Annotated in this window: 12 protein-coding genes; 10 read left to right on the plus strand and 2 right to left on the minus strand. The window is 67.5% G+C overall.

Going from position 1 to position 16,654, the window contains the following annotated elements; translation table 11 throughout:
• Positions 1 to 121: 121 nt before the first annotated feature.
• From AC3ERT_RS21205 to AC3ERT_RS21235, 7 genes are all read left to right on the plus strand, one after another.
• On the plus strand, positions 122 to 2,134 hold the full coding sequence (locus AC3ERT_RS21205; protein ID WP_435176068.1) for a type I restriction-modification system subunit M: 2,013 nt from the start codon (positions 122 to 124) through the stop codon (positions 2,132 to 2,134).
• The gene (locus AC3ERT_RS21210; RefSeq protein WP_435176071.1) at positions 2,131 to 3,405 is read left to right on the plus strand and encodes a restriction endonuclease subunit S; all 1,275 of its coding nucleotides are present in this window, start codon (positions 2,131 to 2,133) and stop codon (positions 3,403 to 3,405) included. The genes AC3ERT_RS21205 and AC3ERT_RS21210 overlap by 4 nt, the downstream gene beginning before the upstream one ends.
• Positions 3,406 to 3,407: 2 nt before the next feature.
• Complete coding sequence (locus tag AC3ERT_RS21215) at positions 3,408 to 6,605, plus strand: type I restriction endonuclease subunit R (protein ID WP_435176073.1); 3,198 nt, start codon at positions 3,408 to 3,410, stop codon at positions 6,603 to 6,605.
• Between the two features lie 197 nt (positions 6,606 to 6,802).
• On the plus strand, positions 6,803 to 8,392 hold the full coding sequence (locus tag AC3ERT_RS21220) for a serine/threonine-protein kinase (protein ID WP_435176187.1): 1,590 nt from the start codon (positions 6,803 to 6,805) through the stop codon (positions 8,390 to 8,392).
• A 67-nt stretch (positions 8,393 to 8,459) separates the two neighbouring features.
• The gene (locus tag AC3ERT_RS21225) at positions 8,460 to 10,607 is read left to right on the plus strand and encodes a UvrD-helicase domain-containing protein (protein WP_435176075.1); all 2,148 of its coding nucleotides are present in this window, start codon (positions 8,460 to 8,462) and stop codon (positions 10,605 to 10,607) included.
• A 148-nt stretch (positions 10,608 to 10,755) separates the two neighbouring features.
• The gene (locus AC3ERT_RS21230; protein ID WP_435176078.1) at positions 10,756 to 12,090 is read left to right on the plus strand and encodes an NsdA family TPR-like regulatory protein; all 1,335 of its coding nucleotides are present in this window, start codon (positions 10,756 to 10,758) and stop codon (positions 12,088 to 12,090) included.
• A gap of 19 nt (positions 12,091 to 12,109) precedes the next feature.
• A complete protein-coding gene (locus tag AC3ERT_RS21235) occupies positions 12,110 to 12,829 on the plus strand; it encodes a 2'-5' RNA ligase family protein (protein ID WP_435176081.1) in 720 nt (239 codons plus the stop codon).
• Here the strand turns inward: AC3ERT_RS21235 and AC3ERT_RS21240 are convergent.
• Positions 12,807 to 13,250 (minus strand): ATP-binding protein, encoded by a 444-nt coding sequence (locus tag AC3ERT_RS21240; RefSeq protein ID WP_435176083.1) that lies wholly within the window; start codon positions 13,248 to 13,250, stop codon positions 12,807 to 12,809. The two genes, AC3ERT_RS21235 and AC3ERT_RS21240, sit on opposite strands and share 23 nt — an antisense overlap.
• A 309-nt stretch (positions 13,251 to 13,559) precedes the next feature.
• Between AC3ERT_RS21240 and AC3ERT_RS21245 the strand changes: the two genes are divergently transcribed.
• From AC3ERT_RS21245 to AC3ERT_RS21255, 3 genes are all read left to right on the plus strand, one after another.
• Positions 13,560 to 13,724: a hypothetical protein gene (locus AC3ERT_RS21245; protein ID WP_435176085.1), complete on the plus strand. Its 165-nt coding sequence runs from the start codon at positions 13,560 to 13,562 to the stop codon at positions 13,722 to 13,724.
• A 90-nt stretch (positions 13,725 to 13,814) separates the two neighbouring features.
• A complete protein-coding gene (locus tag AC3ERT_RS21250; RefSeq protein ID WP_435176087.1) occupies positions 13,815 to 15,011 on the plus strand; it encodes a JmjC domain-containing protein in 1,197 nt (398 codons plus the stop codon).
• Positions 14,945 to 15,796 (plus strand): aldo/keto reductase, encoded by an 852-nt coding sequence (locus tag AC3ERT_RS21255; protein WP_435176090.1) that lies wholly within the window; start codon positions 14,945 to 14,947, stop codon positions 15,794 to 15,796. Before AC3ERT_RS21250 ends, AC3ERT_RS21255 begins: the two co-directional genes overlap by 67 nt.
• On the opposite strand, the gene AC3ERT_RS21260 is transcribed toward AC3ERT_RS21255, so the two are convergent.
• Positions 15,784 to 16,644, minus strand: a complete 861-nt coding sequence (locus AC3ERT_RS21260) for a hypothetical protein (protein WP_435176092.1) — start codon at positions 16,642 to 16,644, stop codon at positions 15,784 to 15,786. The two genes, AC3ERT_RS21255 and AC3ERT_RS21260, sit on opposite strands and share 13 nt — an antisense overlap.
• Between the last annotated feature and the right edge of the window lie 10 nt (positions 16,645 to 16,654).

Below are 16,654 nucleotides of genomic sequence, written 5' to 3' on the forward strand. Positions count from 1 at the left end.
CGGCGCGAGTTCCGCACGATTCCGGCTCGGCTGTGCCGAAGGGCCGCACACCGCCCCCTACATCGACCACACTGGCTCTTCCGTCCCTTTCCGGCGGAGAAGTGAAGGGAACCCGACCGCGTTGAACACCAGCAAGCACACGGAGTTGGCGAACCACGCCTGGTCCGTCGCCGACCTCCTACGCGGCGACTACAAGCAGTCCGACTACGGCAAGGTGATCCTGCCGTTCACGGTGCTGCGCCGCCTGGAGTGCGTCCTGGAGCCGACACGCGACAAGGTCGTCGAGACCGTTGCGAGATTCGAGGGCCAGGAGATCGACACCGACCACTTCCTGCGCCGTGCGTCCGGCCACTCCTTCTACAACAAGAGCGACCTCACGCTGCGGAAGATCGCGGCCGACCCGCAGAACGCCGCGCAGAACCTCCAGGTCTACGTGGGGGCATTTTCCGACAACGCCCGCGAGGTCCTCGACAAGTACGAGTTCAACCAGCAGGTCAGGAAACTCGCCAGTACGAAGCTGCTCTACCAGGTCATCGGCAAGTTCACCGACCTCGACCTGCATCCCGACGTCGTGTCCAACCACAACATGGGCTACATCTTCGAGGAGCTGATCCGCCGCTTCGCCGAGCAGTCGAACGAGACCGCGGGTGAGCACTTCACCCCACGCGAGGTCATCAAGCTGATGGTCAACCTGCTGGTTGCGCCGGACGCGGACGCGCTGAGTCTCCCGGGCGTCGTCCGCACGGTCCTGGACCCGGCCTGCGGCACCGGCGGCATGCTCAGCGCCGCCGACGACCGAATCAAGGCGCTCAACCCGGATGCGACGGTTGAGGTGTACGGGCAGGAACTCAACCCCGAGTCCTGGGCCATCTGCCGGTCCGACCTGATGATCAAGGGGCAGGACCCGCAGAATATCGCCTTCGGTAACTCGTTCTCCAACGACGGGCACAAGCGCCGGAAGTTCGACTACATCCTCGCCAACCCGCCCTTCGGTGTGGAGTGGAAGAAGGTCAAGGAGGATGTCGAGTACGAGCACGAGTCATTGGGCGAGGCCGGCCGCTTCGGCGCGGGCCTGCCGCGCATCAACGACGGCTCGCTGCTCTTCCTCCAGCACATGATCTCGAAGATGCAGCCGGTGGACGTGGACGGCGGGGGCGGCTCCCGTATCGCCATCGTCTTCAACGGCTCCCCGCTGTTCACTGGCGCGGCCGACTCCGGTGAGTCCAAGATCCGCCGCTGGATCCTGGAGCACGACTGGCTGGAGGCGATCGTTGCCCTGCCGGACCAGCTCTTTTACAACACGGGCATCTCCACGTACTTCTGGATCCTCACCAACCGGAAGGACGCGGACCACAAGGGCAAGGTCGTGCTGCTGGACGCCCGCGACTACTGGGTGAAGATGCGCAAGTCGCTCGGCGACAAGCGCAAGGAGCTCGGCGACGGCACGAACGGCCGCCCCAACCACATCGCCGAGATCACCCGCCTCTACGACGAGGCCATCGGGGTCGCAAAGGACCCTGAGCACCCGCTGCACGGCAAGGTCAAGGTCTTCGCCAACGAGGACTTCGGCTATCAGCGCATCACGGTGGAACGGCCGTTGAAGCTGCGCTTCGAGGTCACGGAGGAGACGTTGACGGCGCTGGCGGAGGCCAAGTCGGTGGCGAAGCTGGAGCGCAGCTCGGAGTTCGTGTCAGCCGTGCGCACGCTGCTCGGCTCGTCGTGGCCAACGAAGTCTGACGCGTTCGTCGCCCTCAAAGACGCGGTGGTCGCGGCTGGCCTGACGTGGCCGTCGGGCGCGCCGTTCTCCAAGGCCCTCCGCGAGGCCATCGGCGTCCGGGACCCGGAGGGCGAGGTCCAGAAGATCAAGGGCGAGGCGGAGCCGGACGCGGAACTGCGGGACTTCGAGAACGTCCCGCTGGGGGAGGACGTAGAGGACTATCTCAAGCGCGAGGTGCTGCCGCACGTGCCGGACGCGTGGATCGACCATGCGAAGACGAAGATCGGGTACGAGATCCCGTTCACGCGGCGCTTCTACGTGTACAAGCCGCCGAGGCCGTTGGCGGAGATCGACGCGGAGCTGAAGTCGCTGGAGGCGGAGATCCAGACACTGCTCGGGGAGGTGACAGGACGATGAGTTTCACCTTCAACGAACTTCCATATGGCGCCTCGCCTCCAAGCACGTGGAATGTCGTCCCCCTCAAGCATCTGGTGACACTTTCCAACGGTTACGTATTCAAATCGGATAGCTGGGAAGAAACTGGAACCCCTATTATTCGCATCGAGAATTTGAATGGTTCGGCGAATTTTAACCATTCGAACCTCGCGTTGCCCGCCAAGCATCGCATTTTTCCGGGTGATCTACTATTTTCCTGGTCGGGAAACCCAGGTACGTCCTTCGGTCCTTTTCGCTGGGGAAGGGTGGGCCTACACTATTTGAATCAGCACATCTTCAAGGTTGCCGTCCATGGCTGCGAAAAGGATTGGCTCTACTGGTCGCTTCGTGCTGCCACATACTGGATCGAGCGAGAGCTGACGAGTGGCATGATCGGGATGGTTCATGTCACGAAAGATGAGTTGGCTAACGTCCCGATCCCCGTCCCGCCGCTGGAAGTGCAACGCCAGATTGCCGAATTCCTGGACACTGAGACCGCCCGCATGGATGCCCTCAGGCAAAGGATTCAGCGACACGTTTCCTCCCTGAAGATGCGTCGGCAGCTTCAGATCACAGAAGCAACCAGAGGGTCAGATTCGGATGTGCAACGTTCTTTGCACGCGATCGCAGAGGTAATCCTCGGGCGTCAGCGGTCACCGCAGCACGCCGAGGGGCCGCACATGGTCCCCTACCTCCGGGCGGCGAATGTCAAAGACGGAAGACTGGACCTGTCCGATGTGATGGCGATGAACTTCACTTCTGACGAGCAGCGGGTCTTCGCGCTCCGTCCAGGCGACGTGCTGGTGACCGAGGGGAGCGGAAGCCTCAAGGCAGTTGGCGCCGCTGCGGTTTGGGCCGGAGAAATCTGCGGGACAGTTTGCTTCCAGAACACCCTGCTCCGTATTCGCCCAAGGGTTGGACTCGCCGATGGCGAGTTTCTTGAGTGGTGGGCGCGCTCAGCCTTTGCCTCGGGTGAGTTCGCATCCATCGCTACTGGTGCCAACATCTACCACCTCAGCGCCGAACGAGTTAGGTCGCTAGTCACAAGATTCCCCGACTTGGACGAGCAGCGGCGTATCGCCACCCAGCTAGCTGTGGAGACTCGAAAAGTAGACGACCTCATCGCGACTCGTGGACGCCAGCTCAACGTCCTCGCCGAACGTCGCCAAGCCCTCATCACCGCTGCCGTCACCGGCCAGTTCGACATCTCCACCGCCAGCGGGCTCAACGTCACGGACGGAGTGGGTGCGTAGCCATGAGCCCGATCCACACGGAGTCCGCCTTCGGTGAAGCGATTGTCGCCGCCATGGTCGAGCGGGGCTGGCGCGAAGCGCGGCCGCAGGACTACCGGGCCGACCTCGGCCTGGACACCAATGAGTTGTTCACCTTCATCGGTGCCACCCAGCCCGATGAATGGGAGGAACTGCTCACCCTCTACGGTAGCGACCCGAACGAAGCCCAGCGCGGGTTCGCCGCGCGCCTCGATCAGGCCATCGCCACCGACGGCCTCCTCGATGTCCTGCGCAACGGTGTCAAGGACCGCGGGGTCCTGCTCCGGGTCGCGTACTTCAAGCCGAACCTCGTCGCCCACGACTCCGTCCTCGACGGCTACCGGTCCAACCGCCTCACCGTCGTGCGGGAGCTGGAGTACGCCACCAAGCAGGCCGACTGGGGCCACCGGCTCGACCTCACGCTCTTCCTCAACGGCATCCCCGTCGCCACCGCCGAGTTGAAGAACCCGCTCACCAGGCAGGGCGTGGAGCACGCCAAGGCGCAGTACCGTACCGACCGCGACCCCACCGAGCTGATCTTCACCCGGCGCGTCGTCGCGAACTTCGCCGTCGATACGGACATGGTCTTCGTCGCCACCCAGCTGAAGGGCAAGAACACCCGCTTCCTGCCCTTCAACACCGGCTCCAACGGCCCCGGCCAGCCCGGCGGTGCCGGCAACCCGGCGCCCACCGCCTACGGCCAGTACGCCACCTCTTACCTGTGGGAGCAGGTCTGGCAGCCGGACAACTGGCTCGACCTGCTTCACCGGTTCGTGCACCTCCACACGAGCAGGACCCCTGGCGGCGGTACGACGAAGACGCTGATCTTCCCCCGCTTCCAGCAATGGGACGCGGTCAAGAAGCTCACTGCACACGCGGCCACGCACGGTGCCGGACACGACTACCTGGTCATGGCCTCCGCCGGCTCCGGCAAGTCGAACACCATCGGCTGGCTCGCCCACCGCCTCAGCGACCTGCACACCCCCACCGACCCGGGCCAGCTCGACGCCGAGGCCGTCGCCAAGGGCGTCAAGCCGGGCGTGCCGGTCTTTGACAAGGTCATCGTCATCACCGACCGCCGCAACCTGGACGCCCAGCTCCGGGAGACGATCGGCAGCTTCGAGCAGACCGCCGGCCTGGTCGTGAAGATCGACGAGAAGTACGGCGCAAAGGGCGAGCAGCTCGCGAAGGCGCTCTCCCGCGACACCGGGAAGATCGTCACCGTCACCCTGCACTCCTTTCCGGCGCTGCTCGACTACCTCCAGCGCAATCCCACTGAGATCAAGGGCAGCCACTTCGCGATCGTCGTGGACGAGGCGCACTCCTCGCAGTCCGGCGACGCTGCCACTTCCGTACGGGCAGCCCTGCGTGATCTCGGCCTGGACGCGGACTCGGACGATGACGGCGCCACCAGCGTCGACGCCTCGGCGGACGCTGTCAGGAAGCAGCTCCTGAAGCGGGCGGAGGATCGTTCCCGTGCCGCCAACATCTCCTATTTCGCCTTCACCGCGACGCCCAAGGCCAAGACGCTCGAGTACTTCGGCACGCTCCAGGACGTCGACGGCAAGGCCACGTACCGCCCTTTCCACACGTACTCCATGCGGCAGGCCATCGAGGAAGGCTTCATCCTCGACCCGTTGCGTAACTACGTCACGTACGAGACGTACTGGAAGCTGGTCAACAAGAACCCGGACGAGCGGGAGGTCGATCCGTCCAAGGCGAACACCCTGCTCGCCCGGTACGCGCTGACGCACGACTCGACGGTCGCCCAGCACGCCCAGGTGATTGTCGAGCACTTCGTCACGCACAGCCGGGGCCGTATCGGTGGGCGGGCGAAGTCGATGGTGGTGACGGCCTCGCGGCAGTCCGCCGTGCAAATGGGGCGAGCGATCAAGAGCTACATCAAGGATCGGGACTACGACACCAAGTACCCTGACCTGGGTGTGCTCGTCGCCTTCTCCGGCTCACTCACTGTCGACGGCGTGGAGACCACCGAGCAGAAGGAGAACAACGGCCTGCCCGAGAGCGCGCTGCCGAAGGCGTTCGCGTATACGCGCGCGGACGACAAGGCGGTCCGGGCCGGCGGCGCGGGCCAGCGGGAGTACAAGATCCTGGTCGTTGCGGAGAAGTACCAGACCGGGTTCGACCAGCCGCTCCTCACGACGATGTACGTCAACAAGACGCTGACCGGCATCGCCGCCGTCCAGACGCTGTCGCGGCTGAACCGGACCGCCGAGCGCAAGTCCCAGGCGGACCTCGCGGTCCTGGACTTCGTCAACGACGCCGAGGACATCCAGGAGTCCTTCCGCCCGTACTTCGAGGAGGCGATGACCCTCCCCTCCGACCCCAACCTGCTCTACACCGCCCAGAGCCGGGTCATGCGGGCGCCGATCCTTTCGGGGAAGGAGATGGACGACTTCGCAGCCGCGTACTTTGCCGCCAAGGAGAAGGCCGCGGGCTCGCAGTCCAAGTGGGAGAAGCTGCACGCCGAGCTCTACCGGTTGCTGTCCCCCGCGGTTACCCGCTTCACCGCGTTGCAGGAGAGCGAGGACGAGGACGACCAGGAGACGGCGGAGGACTTCCGGGCCGATCTCAACGACTACGTCAGGAAGTACGGCTTCCTCGCGCAGATCGTTCCCTACCGGGACGCCGAGCTTGAGCGGCTGCACCTTTACGGCCGCTACCTCCTCAACCGGCTCCCGCGTGGCACGGACGCCGGCGTGGACATCGGCGAGATCGACCTCAGCCACATGCGGGTGGAGAGGACCGGCGAGTACGACGTCTCCCTCACCGCCGAAGGGCCGACGATGATGGCGGGCTTCGGCGACGGCACGGGCGGCGCGCAGGACGCGGAGAAGTCACTGCTCTCCGAGCTGATCGACAAGTTCAACGAACGCTTCGGCACGGACTTCACCGAACAGGACGTCATCCGGCCCTTCGAGGAGGCCATGGCGGACCCGAAGGTGCGGGCGGCGGCCGTCGTCAACGGTGAGGAGAACTTCGGGCTCGTCTTCGACCCGGTCTTCGCCGACAAGATGGCCGACCACTTCGAATCCGTCGCCGACATGGGCCGCCAGTACTTCGGCCCCGACAAGGGCTTCAAGTCCAGCCTGAACCGCAGCGCCCGCAAGGCCGCGTGGCGGATGATCCGCCGCGAGGCGGGCCTGGACGACGCGGCCTGACCGGTGCCGCGAGGTGCCCGCCGAGGACCCGCCGCCGCCCGTGGGGTGCGTGGCCGGTCCCCGGGGCGGTGGGCGGATCACGGCCTCTACGTGCCGGACGGGCCCGCTGGCCCTCTGCAGCTCTGGACGAAAACCACACCTGGCGGCCAGACTTGGCCACTGACGGTGGCTATAGCGTGACGCATGTGGGGGGCAAGGTGCCGCAGGAGGCGATCTCCGACCGTTACGAGCTCCTGGAAGAGCTCAGCCACGGCGGCATGGGCGATGTGTGGCGCGGCTACGACGCCGTGCTCGACCGCCCCGTCGCCGTCAAGCTCATCCGTCGGGCGTCGGTCACCTCCCCGCAGTTGGCCGAGGAGCTCGCCAAGCGCTTCCGCCGAGAGGCCCGTATCACCGCGCGCATCCAGCACCCCGGCGTACCGCAGGTGTACGACGCGGTACTCGACGTGTCCTACGAGCGGTTGTTCCTGGTGATGGAGCTCGTCGACGGCGTCCCACTGTCCTCCTACGTCCACCCCGGCCGGCCGCTTCCGATCTCCTGGGCCGCCGCGGTGGCGGCGCAGGTCGCGACCGTTCTGTCGTACGCGCACGATGTGCCGGTGATCCACCGGGACCTCAAGCCCGGCAACGTCCTGGTGGCCCGCGACGGCACCGTGAAGGTCCTCGACTTCGGCATCGCCGCGATCCTCGGCACCGACGTCACCAAACTGACCGCGACAGGCAGCCCCGTCGGCACCTACCAGTACATGTCGCCCGAACAGGTCCGCGGCGGACGCATCACCCCGCAGACGGACTTGTACGCGTTGGGCTGCGTACTCCACGAACTCCTATGCGGCCGCCACCTGTTCGAAGCGGACGGCGAATTCCAGCTGATGTACCAGCACATCAACGCTGCCCCCACGCCGCTGCGGCAGCTGAGGCCCGACGTGCCGGAGGCCCTGGAGGAGCTCGTCCTGCACCTGCTGCGCAAAGCACCGGAGGCGCGCCCCTCGGACACGCAGGAGGTCTATGCGCGCCTGCTGCCATTCCTCCCGCCCCCCGACCACGAACCTGCCCCCGCTGACGTCGGCCTGGCTGACGCGCCCGACCCGACGGTCGTCTTCCGCCACCCTTTCGCGCCGCGCGCCCGCGCCAAGGACTTTCCTTCCAGCGGCCAGGTACCGGTGGCCGTGGCTCCCGATGCCCAGCCAGCGCCCGTTCCCGCCCAACTGCGCGAGGACATCAAGGCGGCCTACGCCCACTCCGACGCCCTGCTGGAGGAAGAGCGCTTCGCGCAGGCCGCCGAGGTGCTGGGCGAGGTCATCGAACCGGCCGCTCTGGTCCTCGGCGGCGAGAGCAAGCAAGTCCTGGCGCTACGCCGTCAACGGGCGGCGATCCGGCTCCTTGGAGGCGACTACCGCGCGGCGCTACCGGAATTCGATGCTCTCGCCGATGCGTACGCCCGCGTCGCCGGACCGACCGGCGAGCACACCCGCGCCTGCCGGGCCCAAGCGGCGCGCTGCCGCGCCGAACTCGGCCAGGTCACCGAGGCCCTCGCCACGCTTAAAGCCGTGCTCGATGTTGTACGCACCGTCGACGGCGACCTCAGCGAGGAATCCGTCGAGTTGCGGCACAACATCGGGATGCTGCTGCTCGCCCAAGGCCGGGCCTCGGAAGCCCGACACGTCCTCGAACCCCTCCACCAGGACCTGTGCACGGTGTTCGGTCCTGACGACGAGATGACCGTGGAGATCGCCGAGGTACTCGCAGTGATCCGCCTGGGGCTCGACGGCGACGCCGCGGGATGACCGGTCCGCACGTCGAAGGCTCTCGTGGCCACGGGACTCGTCCAGCGCACATGCAGAACGGGAGATCATGCCGCACCTTGCCTTCGACATCGGCTTCTGCGCCCAGCTCGGCAAACTTCAGGGAGCTGACAAGCAGGGCGTCTTCGAAGCCTGGGAGAAGTTCGAACGCTTCACCCTCGACCAGCTCTTCAAAGATCCGGGTCTGAAGCTGGAGTCACTGAAACAGGCCAAGGATCCGCACATCCGCACCATGCGCATCACCCAGGGCACCCGCGGGGTCGTCCTGGCCCCTGACACCGGCGACACGTTCGTACTTCTGCGCGTCATGCCGCACGACAAGGCCATCGCATGGGCGATCAAGCAGCGGGCCAGCATCAACACGGTCACACGCGCCGTAGAGATCCGCGACATCACGATGCTGGACCAGCTGACCCCCGCATACGAGCGGATCTCCCCTGTGCCCGCCGAGCGTCTTTTCGCCAAGGTCTCCGACGGCGACCTGGCTGCTCTCGGTATCGACGAGGCCACTGTGCGCCAGGCGCGGGTTCTCACCAGCAAGGAGCAGTTGGAGGTTTTCGCCCCCTACTTTCCGCAGGACCAACGAGAGGTCCTGGAGTACCTCGCCGAGGGCTTCACTGTGGAGGAAGTCTGGCGCGACCTGGTGTCCGTCAACCTCCCCACAGCGTCCGACCCGGTCGACACGGCCGACTACGCGACCGCGATTCGCCACACGCGCACCCGCATCGCCCTCGTCACCGCCTCTGACGAGCTGCGCGACATCCTTGACAAGCCGTTCGCAGCGTGGCGGGTGTACCTACACCCCTCCCAGCACAAGGTCGCCTACCGGGCCAGCTATTCCGGGCCGGCACAGGTGACCGGCGGACCCGGCACCGGCAAGACCGTCGTCGCACTGCACCGGATCAAGCACCTGCTGACATACCTGAGGGACGGCGACCGTGTCCTGCTGACGACGTACACCAACGCGCTCGCAGCCGCACTGCGCACCGGGCTGTCCACTCTGGTCGACGACGAGGAGCTGCTCGCCCGCGTCGACATCACCACCGTCGACGCCTTCGCCAGTCGCGTCATGTCCACCTCGCGTAGGCCCCTTCACAGCGGAGAGGAGGAGACCCGCTGGGAACTGGCCGCCCGCGCCACGGGTTTCACCGGCACAACCCAGTTCCTGGCCCAGGAGTACAAGCACGTTGTCCTGGGGCAGAACCTGCGGGACCAGAAGGAGTACGAGGCTGCCGATCGACGCGGGCGCGGCAGCCGTCTTCGTGCCACCGAGCGTCCTCTGGTGTGGCGAACGATCCAGGAGTTCACCGACCGCCTTGCGGCGGACGGCCTGCGCACCTATCTGGGAACCTGCGCTCAAGCCGCCGAGCGGCTTCAGACGACGGGCCCCGTATACCGGCACATTGTTGTGGACGAGGCGCAGGACCTGCACCCGGCCCAATGGCGACTGTTGCGTGCCGCAGCCCCCGCGCGCCCCGACGACCTGTTCATCGCCGGCGACCCTCATCAGCGCATCTACGACACCAAAGTCTCCCTGCTGTCATTGGGCATCAAGGTCGCCGGGCGCACCACCAAACTGCGTAAGAACTACCGCTCCACGCACGAAATCCTCAGCTGGTCCACCGCACTGCTCGTCGGCCGGCCCTTCGAGCAACTCCAGGACGACGCACGCAGCGAGACCCTCCTCGGCTACCGATCTGCCCTGCACGGAAATGGGCCTGAGACCTACGCCGCCACCTCGGAGGAAACCGAGCTCGACGCGCTCGTGCATCGCGTACGCGCATGGGTGGACAACGGCGTGGCACCCGGTGAAATCGGTGTCACCGCACGATTCAACAAGGCCGTCGAGAAGGTGATCGCCAAGCTGTCCGCGGCTGAAGTCCCGACCGTCAAGCTGAGGGCTGACGGGGCGCAGGGCGCCGACGCCATCCGTGTCGGGACCATGCACTCCTTCAAGGGCCTGGAGTTCCGCTGCGTTGCCGTGGTCGGCGTGAACGCGGGTGCGGTGCCCGCCCCCAAGGCTGTCACACCAGAGGAGGTGGACCGCCTTCAGCATGAAACCGACCTGATGGCGGAACGCTGCTTGTTGTTCGTGGCATGCACGCGCGCACGGGACGGGCTGTATGTGTCATGGGCAGGGGAGCCGAGTCAGTTCCTGATCGAGGCCCAAGTGGCGATCCCCACTGGGCCAACGTGATGGCGCCGACACTGCTCCCACGTTCGGGGTCCGGCAGTGTTTGAAGGGCCCGGTTGCCGGAGCTGAAAGCTGCCGTCACTCTACTAAGAGTGACGGGGGCATCTTGGCGTCTCCGACATCACTTCAGCCCAGCGGAAGGCCGCGACCCATGCCCAAAGAGACTCTGTTCCGGTACAGGCTTCGCGCGCGCCACCTCACCGTCTACGAAGCGTTCGTCGCCCAGTTCCAGCGCGCGGCACGAGAGTTGGCTGAACGGGAAGAGGAGCCACGGCTGGCCTCGCTTACCGTCTCTTCGCGGCAGTTCGACCGGTGGCTGAGCGGGGAGTTACGGGGGCTGCCGCATCCGGATGCTTGCCGGGTGCTGGAGTACATGCTCGCGAGCTCGGCCGAGGAGTTATTCGCGGTACCGCAGCAGGCGTCCGCAGGTGGTGTCCCTTCGTCCGTTGCGGCGGCGGCCCGGAGCGGGGCTCAGGTGGAGCCGGCGGACGACGAGAGTGTGATCGCCATCGTCACGCGCACGCGGCAGCTCACGGCCACCAACGCCGACGACCGCACACTCGAATTCCTCCGCTCCTCGCTGGACGGAGTCGTCCGACGCTACGACCGGGAGGGGCCGAAGTCTACTCGGGGAGAGGTGCGTTCGCTGCGGAGGTTGGTCCACACGCTGCTGGACGGGCACCAGCCGCCGCGTGTGCGGCAGGAACTGTTTCGGCTGGCGGCGCGGGCGGCTGGCCTACTCGGCTACATGGCCGTCAACGTGGGCGACTACGGGCTGGCGGAGGCGTATGCCACCGAGGCCCGGGACTTGAGCCAGGTGATCGGGGACGTCAAGACCGAGCTGTGGGCGCGCGGGACGCTGTCGTTCGGTTATTACTACGCCGGTCGCTACGCGGAGGCCGATGCCTGTGCCGCGGCAGCGGTGGAGATGGCGCCCGAGAACGCCCAGGCCATTCGGCTTCTCACGAACGGACGCGCACGCGCGCTGGGGAAGATGGGCGACCGGGAGGGTGTCGAGCGCGTCATCGGGCATGCTCTGGAGCTGTCGGCCGCGCACGAAGTCGCCACTGGCCTCACCCCGTGCATCTCGTTCGAGCCTTACGGGTACGCCCGCACGCTCGCGAACGCGGTGACGGCTTACTTGTCCGCAAGCCAGGTGGACCAGGTGCTCGGCACGGCCGAGCGTATCGACGGCATCGTCGAGGACTCCGATCCGTGGAGCCGGTGCCTCGTCCGGCTCGATGTCGCCACCGCGTTGCTGCGCCAGCCCACCCCGGACGTCGACCGCTCCATGCAACTCGGCCGTGAGGCGCTGGCTCTGTGCCGTGACGTGCCGATCACGTCGGTGTGGCAGCGTTCCCGTGACCTGTATGCCGAGGCTCTCGAATGGCGCAACCGCGAAGCGGTGCGGGATTATGGCGACGCGCTCCGCATGTGGAGTTCGCAGCCAGCAGCCCTGCCCATAGCGCGTGCAGGGGCTCTGTAACGCCGAAGGAGAACGCCGGGTGCCGCTGCTCACGCCCCACCACGCCACGTTCCCGACTGAGCCTCCCGGCGATCTGAACGATCACGGCATCATCACCGCACATGACTGGGCTGCATTCGACGCCCTCGACGAGATGGTCGACCACTGGGCGCGGCCCGGCTGGTCGGACGGCACTCGGGCCTACTACTGGCTGCTCGCTTTCCGCGATGTGCCGCTGCTCGACGCGCTCGCCTCCCGCTGCCAGGGGGCGCTTTCCCCGCTCGGCCTCGACCCCGTCCGTGCCGGCTGGCGGCACGTGACCCTGGCCAGGGTGGGATCCCCCGACTCCGTAGGCGACGCCGAGCTCCGGCGGCTCTCGGAGACGGCGCAAGACCTGCTGCCCGCCGCCTTCACTGTGCGCGCCACCCCCCTTGCCGGATCCCGCGGGGCGGTGCGCCTGACACTCAGCCCGTGGAAGCCGCTCATCGGGCTGCACGGCGCGCTCGTATCAGCCGGAGCCCAGGCCGGCCTTCCGGCAGGTAAGCCGACAGCCCATTTCCGGCCTCACCTCAGCCTCGCTTACAACAACCGCCGACGTGACGCCGCCCCTGTGATCGAGACCGTGGCCTCGTTGCGCGCGCTGGCCCCCGTCGATCTCCACGTGGCGGATGTGCAGCTCGTCGAGCTGTACCGCCGCGGCACCGAGTACCGCTGGGAAGTCCTGCGGAGCCTCCCCCTCACGGCGTCTGCGTGCGTCTGAGGCGGCTCAGGGGCATGACCGCCGCCACAGCCTTCCCCCGAGGCGCGGGCCACACGAACCACCTGTCGGCCAGGGCATCGACGAGGAACAGCCCTCGTCCGCCTTCGAGCTGATCTTCGTCCGGCGGCGATGCGGGGACCTGTACGGCGTCGGCTCGGCCGTCGCCGTCATGAACCCAGAAGACCGCGGTGTCCTCGTACACGTCGAGATCCATGCGCACAGGGCCGCCAGAGGTGTGCTGAAGAGCGTTGGTGACCAGTTCGGAGGCGACGACCTCCGCGTCATCCAACTCCGAGGTCGTGGCGCGAGCGTCGAGCGCCTTCCGTACGAGTTCGCGGGCGAGGCGCTGCGGTTGTTCACAGCTCCGAAGTTCCAAGCGGTGGTGCTGGACGTGTCCGTCGCCGAGGTCGTCGGTCGTCACACGTCCGGACTGTGATCGGGGCACGGTCTTCGTCTCACTTCTGGTAGGCGCCGGCCGGGCTTTCCAGCGTCCCTACGAGCCCGGCGCGCACCTACGCCTCCAGCGCGCCTTCCAGCCGCCGCCTCCCACTGTCGGAGACGGCGTACAAGCGGCGTCCGGACGGCGTGCCGACGCCTTCTCCCGTCCGCGAAGGTCTTCGTGGACCTCCGCTGCTGGACAAAGCACGACGTGGAGGCCGGGCTTTTCCGCCAATGCGTTCCACCGGAGTCGCCGGCGGAATGCGCGAGACGAAGAGAGAGGAGTACGTGCATGGCCGAGAACGCGGCCCCCTCGCGCGAGGGCGGCCTCCTCGTGGCGGTGGAGGCGCTGGCAAGCGTCCACAACCGGCACGACGTCACTCGTTCCGACCCGCCCCCGGACGGTGGCGGCGACGCGCCCTGGCCCGAGGGCGACTCACTGAACCACCCCGCCTGAGGCATCCGATCGGCCACGGGCCCGCGTACGTACCCCGAGTGCGGGCCCGTGGCTCCCGTCCCGCGCGCACATCCCGGAGGAAGGGCAGAGATGGAACACCGCTTGGTCACCGCCATCGAGGCGGCTCTCGGCTGGCCGGACGCCAGCCCGCTCGGTACGGAGCTTGCGAGGGGCACGGTCGACGCCCCTGCCTTGCCCGAACGCATTCTCACGCCCAACAAGCTCCTGGACCTGGTGATGCGGCGCAGCCTGTCCAACCCGCAGTTCCGCTGCTTCCAGAACGGCGACGAGCTTCACCCCAACGCCTACCTCACCGACGAGGTCACCCTGCGCGGCCAGAGCGTCCGCATGGCCGACACCCACCGCCTCGGCGCCCTTCTGCGCCAGGGCGCGACCGTGGTCCTGGACCAGGTGAACACCTTCGACCCCACCATGGAGGTGACCTGCCGGGCCTTGCAGTGGTGGTCCCGCGAGCGCGTTCAGGTCAACGCCTACCTCACCACCAACGACGCCTCCGGCTTCCGCCTCCACTGGGACGACCACGACGTCCTCATCGTCCAGCTCGCAGGCGAGAAGCAGTGGGAGGTACGCGGTCCGTCCCGCACCGCCCCGCTCTACCGCGACGCCGGCCGCAACGACCAGCCCAGCGAGGATGTCGTCTGGGCCGGGACCATGCGCACAGGCGACGTCATGCACATCCCCCGCGGCTACTGGCACCAGGCCACCCGCAACGGCAGCGGCTCCGGCAAGAGCCTCCACATGACCTTCGGCTTCGCCAAGCGCACCGGCGTCAACTGGCTGACCTGGCTCGCCGACTGGTCCCGCGAGCAGGAGATCTTCCGCCACGACCTCGACCGTACGGAGAGCGCCGACGCCGAAGCCCTCACCGTCGCCGCGGCCGAACTCGTACGGCAGCGCGGCCCGGCCAGCTTCCTCGCCGCCCGCGAGCAGGAGGTGCCCGTGCCCCGGCACGTACCGTTCCTCGACATCTTCGGCCCGCTGGAGGGCGTCGCCTGCATCACGCACTTCCCGCCCCAGATCACCGACCGCGGCGACACCGTCGAGGTCACCGCGGCCGGCAGGAAGCTGACCTTCCGGGCCAAGGCACTGCCCGCCCTGCGCCTTCTGCTCAGCGGCCACCCCGTCCACCTCGCCGAGGCCGCCGCCCAGGTCGGAGTGGACGTCGAGCAGGTCGCCGAGATCCTTGTCCAGGAGGAGCTGTGCGCCGTACTCACCCCCGAGTTGTCCTCGGGCTACACCGGTCTCGTCACGAACGCCGCACCCTGACCGCCGCACTTGACCTCGGCGTCACCGCCATCGACACGAGTTTCAGCTACCGGGCCTTCACGTCTCACCGGACCCTGCGCCGGGTGGTCGGCGACCTGCTTCCCCGGCTTAGCATCTCGACCAAGGTCGGCTTCTTTCCCGTCGGAAATGGCCGGGCCGAGCACTCCCTCGACCCCGGCCGACTGCTCGGTGCCGTGGAAGCGACGAACGCCGACCTCGGTCGGCCACCCGACCTGGTCCTCCTCCACAACCCCGAGCGCAGCCTGGCCTTGGGTTCTGGGCGAGAGGAGCTTGCCGCCGCGTGTGACGTGCTCCGGACGGCTACGGCCACCGGCCTGTGCTCGGCGTGGGGTGTCTCGACCTGGGACCCGACCACTCTGGTGAACCTGATCGACCGCACCACGCCCCGCCCGGCCGTGCTCATGGTCCGCGCCGGATTGACGGTCGGTGCTGCGGCGCTTGAAGTGTCTGAATCCCTGGTCGCCCGGTGGCAGCCGGGGGCGATGTGGGGGATGAGTCCGTTCGGGGGCGACGCGCGCGATCCGGTCTGGGACGCGTTCGACCCACGGGCCTTCCTACGAGCCCCCGGGACCGACGCCGCCCGCCTCCAAGCCGCGTTCCGGGTCGCCTACGACCTGCCACCCGCGCGCACCGTTGCGGTGGGCGCCGACGACCCCGACCACCTCCGCGAGCTGCTCAACGCCCTCGACCTGGAGGTCGATGCCTCCGCAGTCCGCCGCTACCGATCCCTGCTGCGAGACCGCAACAGCCGTCAGTCCGCTTGAAGCTTGTCCACCAGGCGCTCCGCCGCCGCTCGGGCCGGGGCAAGGCGCGGGTCCTGCGGGTGCGCGTATGGCCCTGCGATCTTGGCGCACGCGAACAGCATCATCACCTTGCCGTCCCGGCTGCTCAGATCGCCGGCACGCTCACGCCGCACCCGATCCGCGAGCGCTGGGACGCCGAGGGACTGCGCCCACAAGGCCGCCGAGTCCATGCCCCGCGGCGCCATGCCCCAGTCCTCCCAGTCGAACAGGCAGAACCGCGGGGCCGTGACGTTGGCCCAGTTCAGGTCCGCGTGCGCGGGATTCCAGCGCTCGACCGTCGTGTTCGGCGACCCAGGAAAGGCTGTCTGGATTACCTCTGCGATGTGGGCTTCGGTGATCGTCACCGTGTCCGGCGTGGCGATCCTGCTGGTGCGGTGGGCAGCCAGAGCATCCAACGTGCCGTTCAGCCCTTCCCACCACTCGTCCGGCAGCACCGGCTCCTCGGCCAGGACGCCGCCCGGCTTCACCGGGGCGGAGAGCAGGAGATCGCTCTCGTCCGCCCGCCACATCGCGGCGTCGTCCTCGCCGCGCCACGACACCGCCGCGCGCCATGCCGGCTGGATGACGCCTTCGAGAAGTGCGGCGCTCTCGGTGCCGTTCCACCCCTGCTCGCGGATCCGGCTGACCGGTCGTCGCTCGATGCGCACCCACGTGGCGCGGTCCGTTCGCGCGCCGATGGTGCGGCGCTTGCGCACTACAGTTTCCGGATCCAGGCGGACCTGGAGAGCACGCTCGACATGTTCGAGAACGGCGTCGGCCGGTTCTCGACGCAGGTCGACCGCGGCGGCTGAGGACACCGAAAGCGCCATGGAAGCGACC

It is taken from the genome of Actinacidiphila sp. bgisy145, from assembly GCF_057708125.1.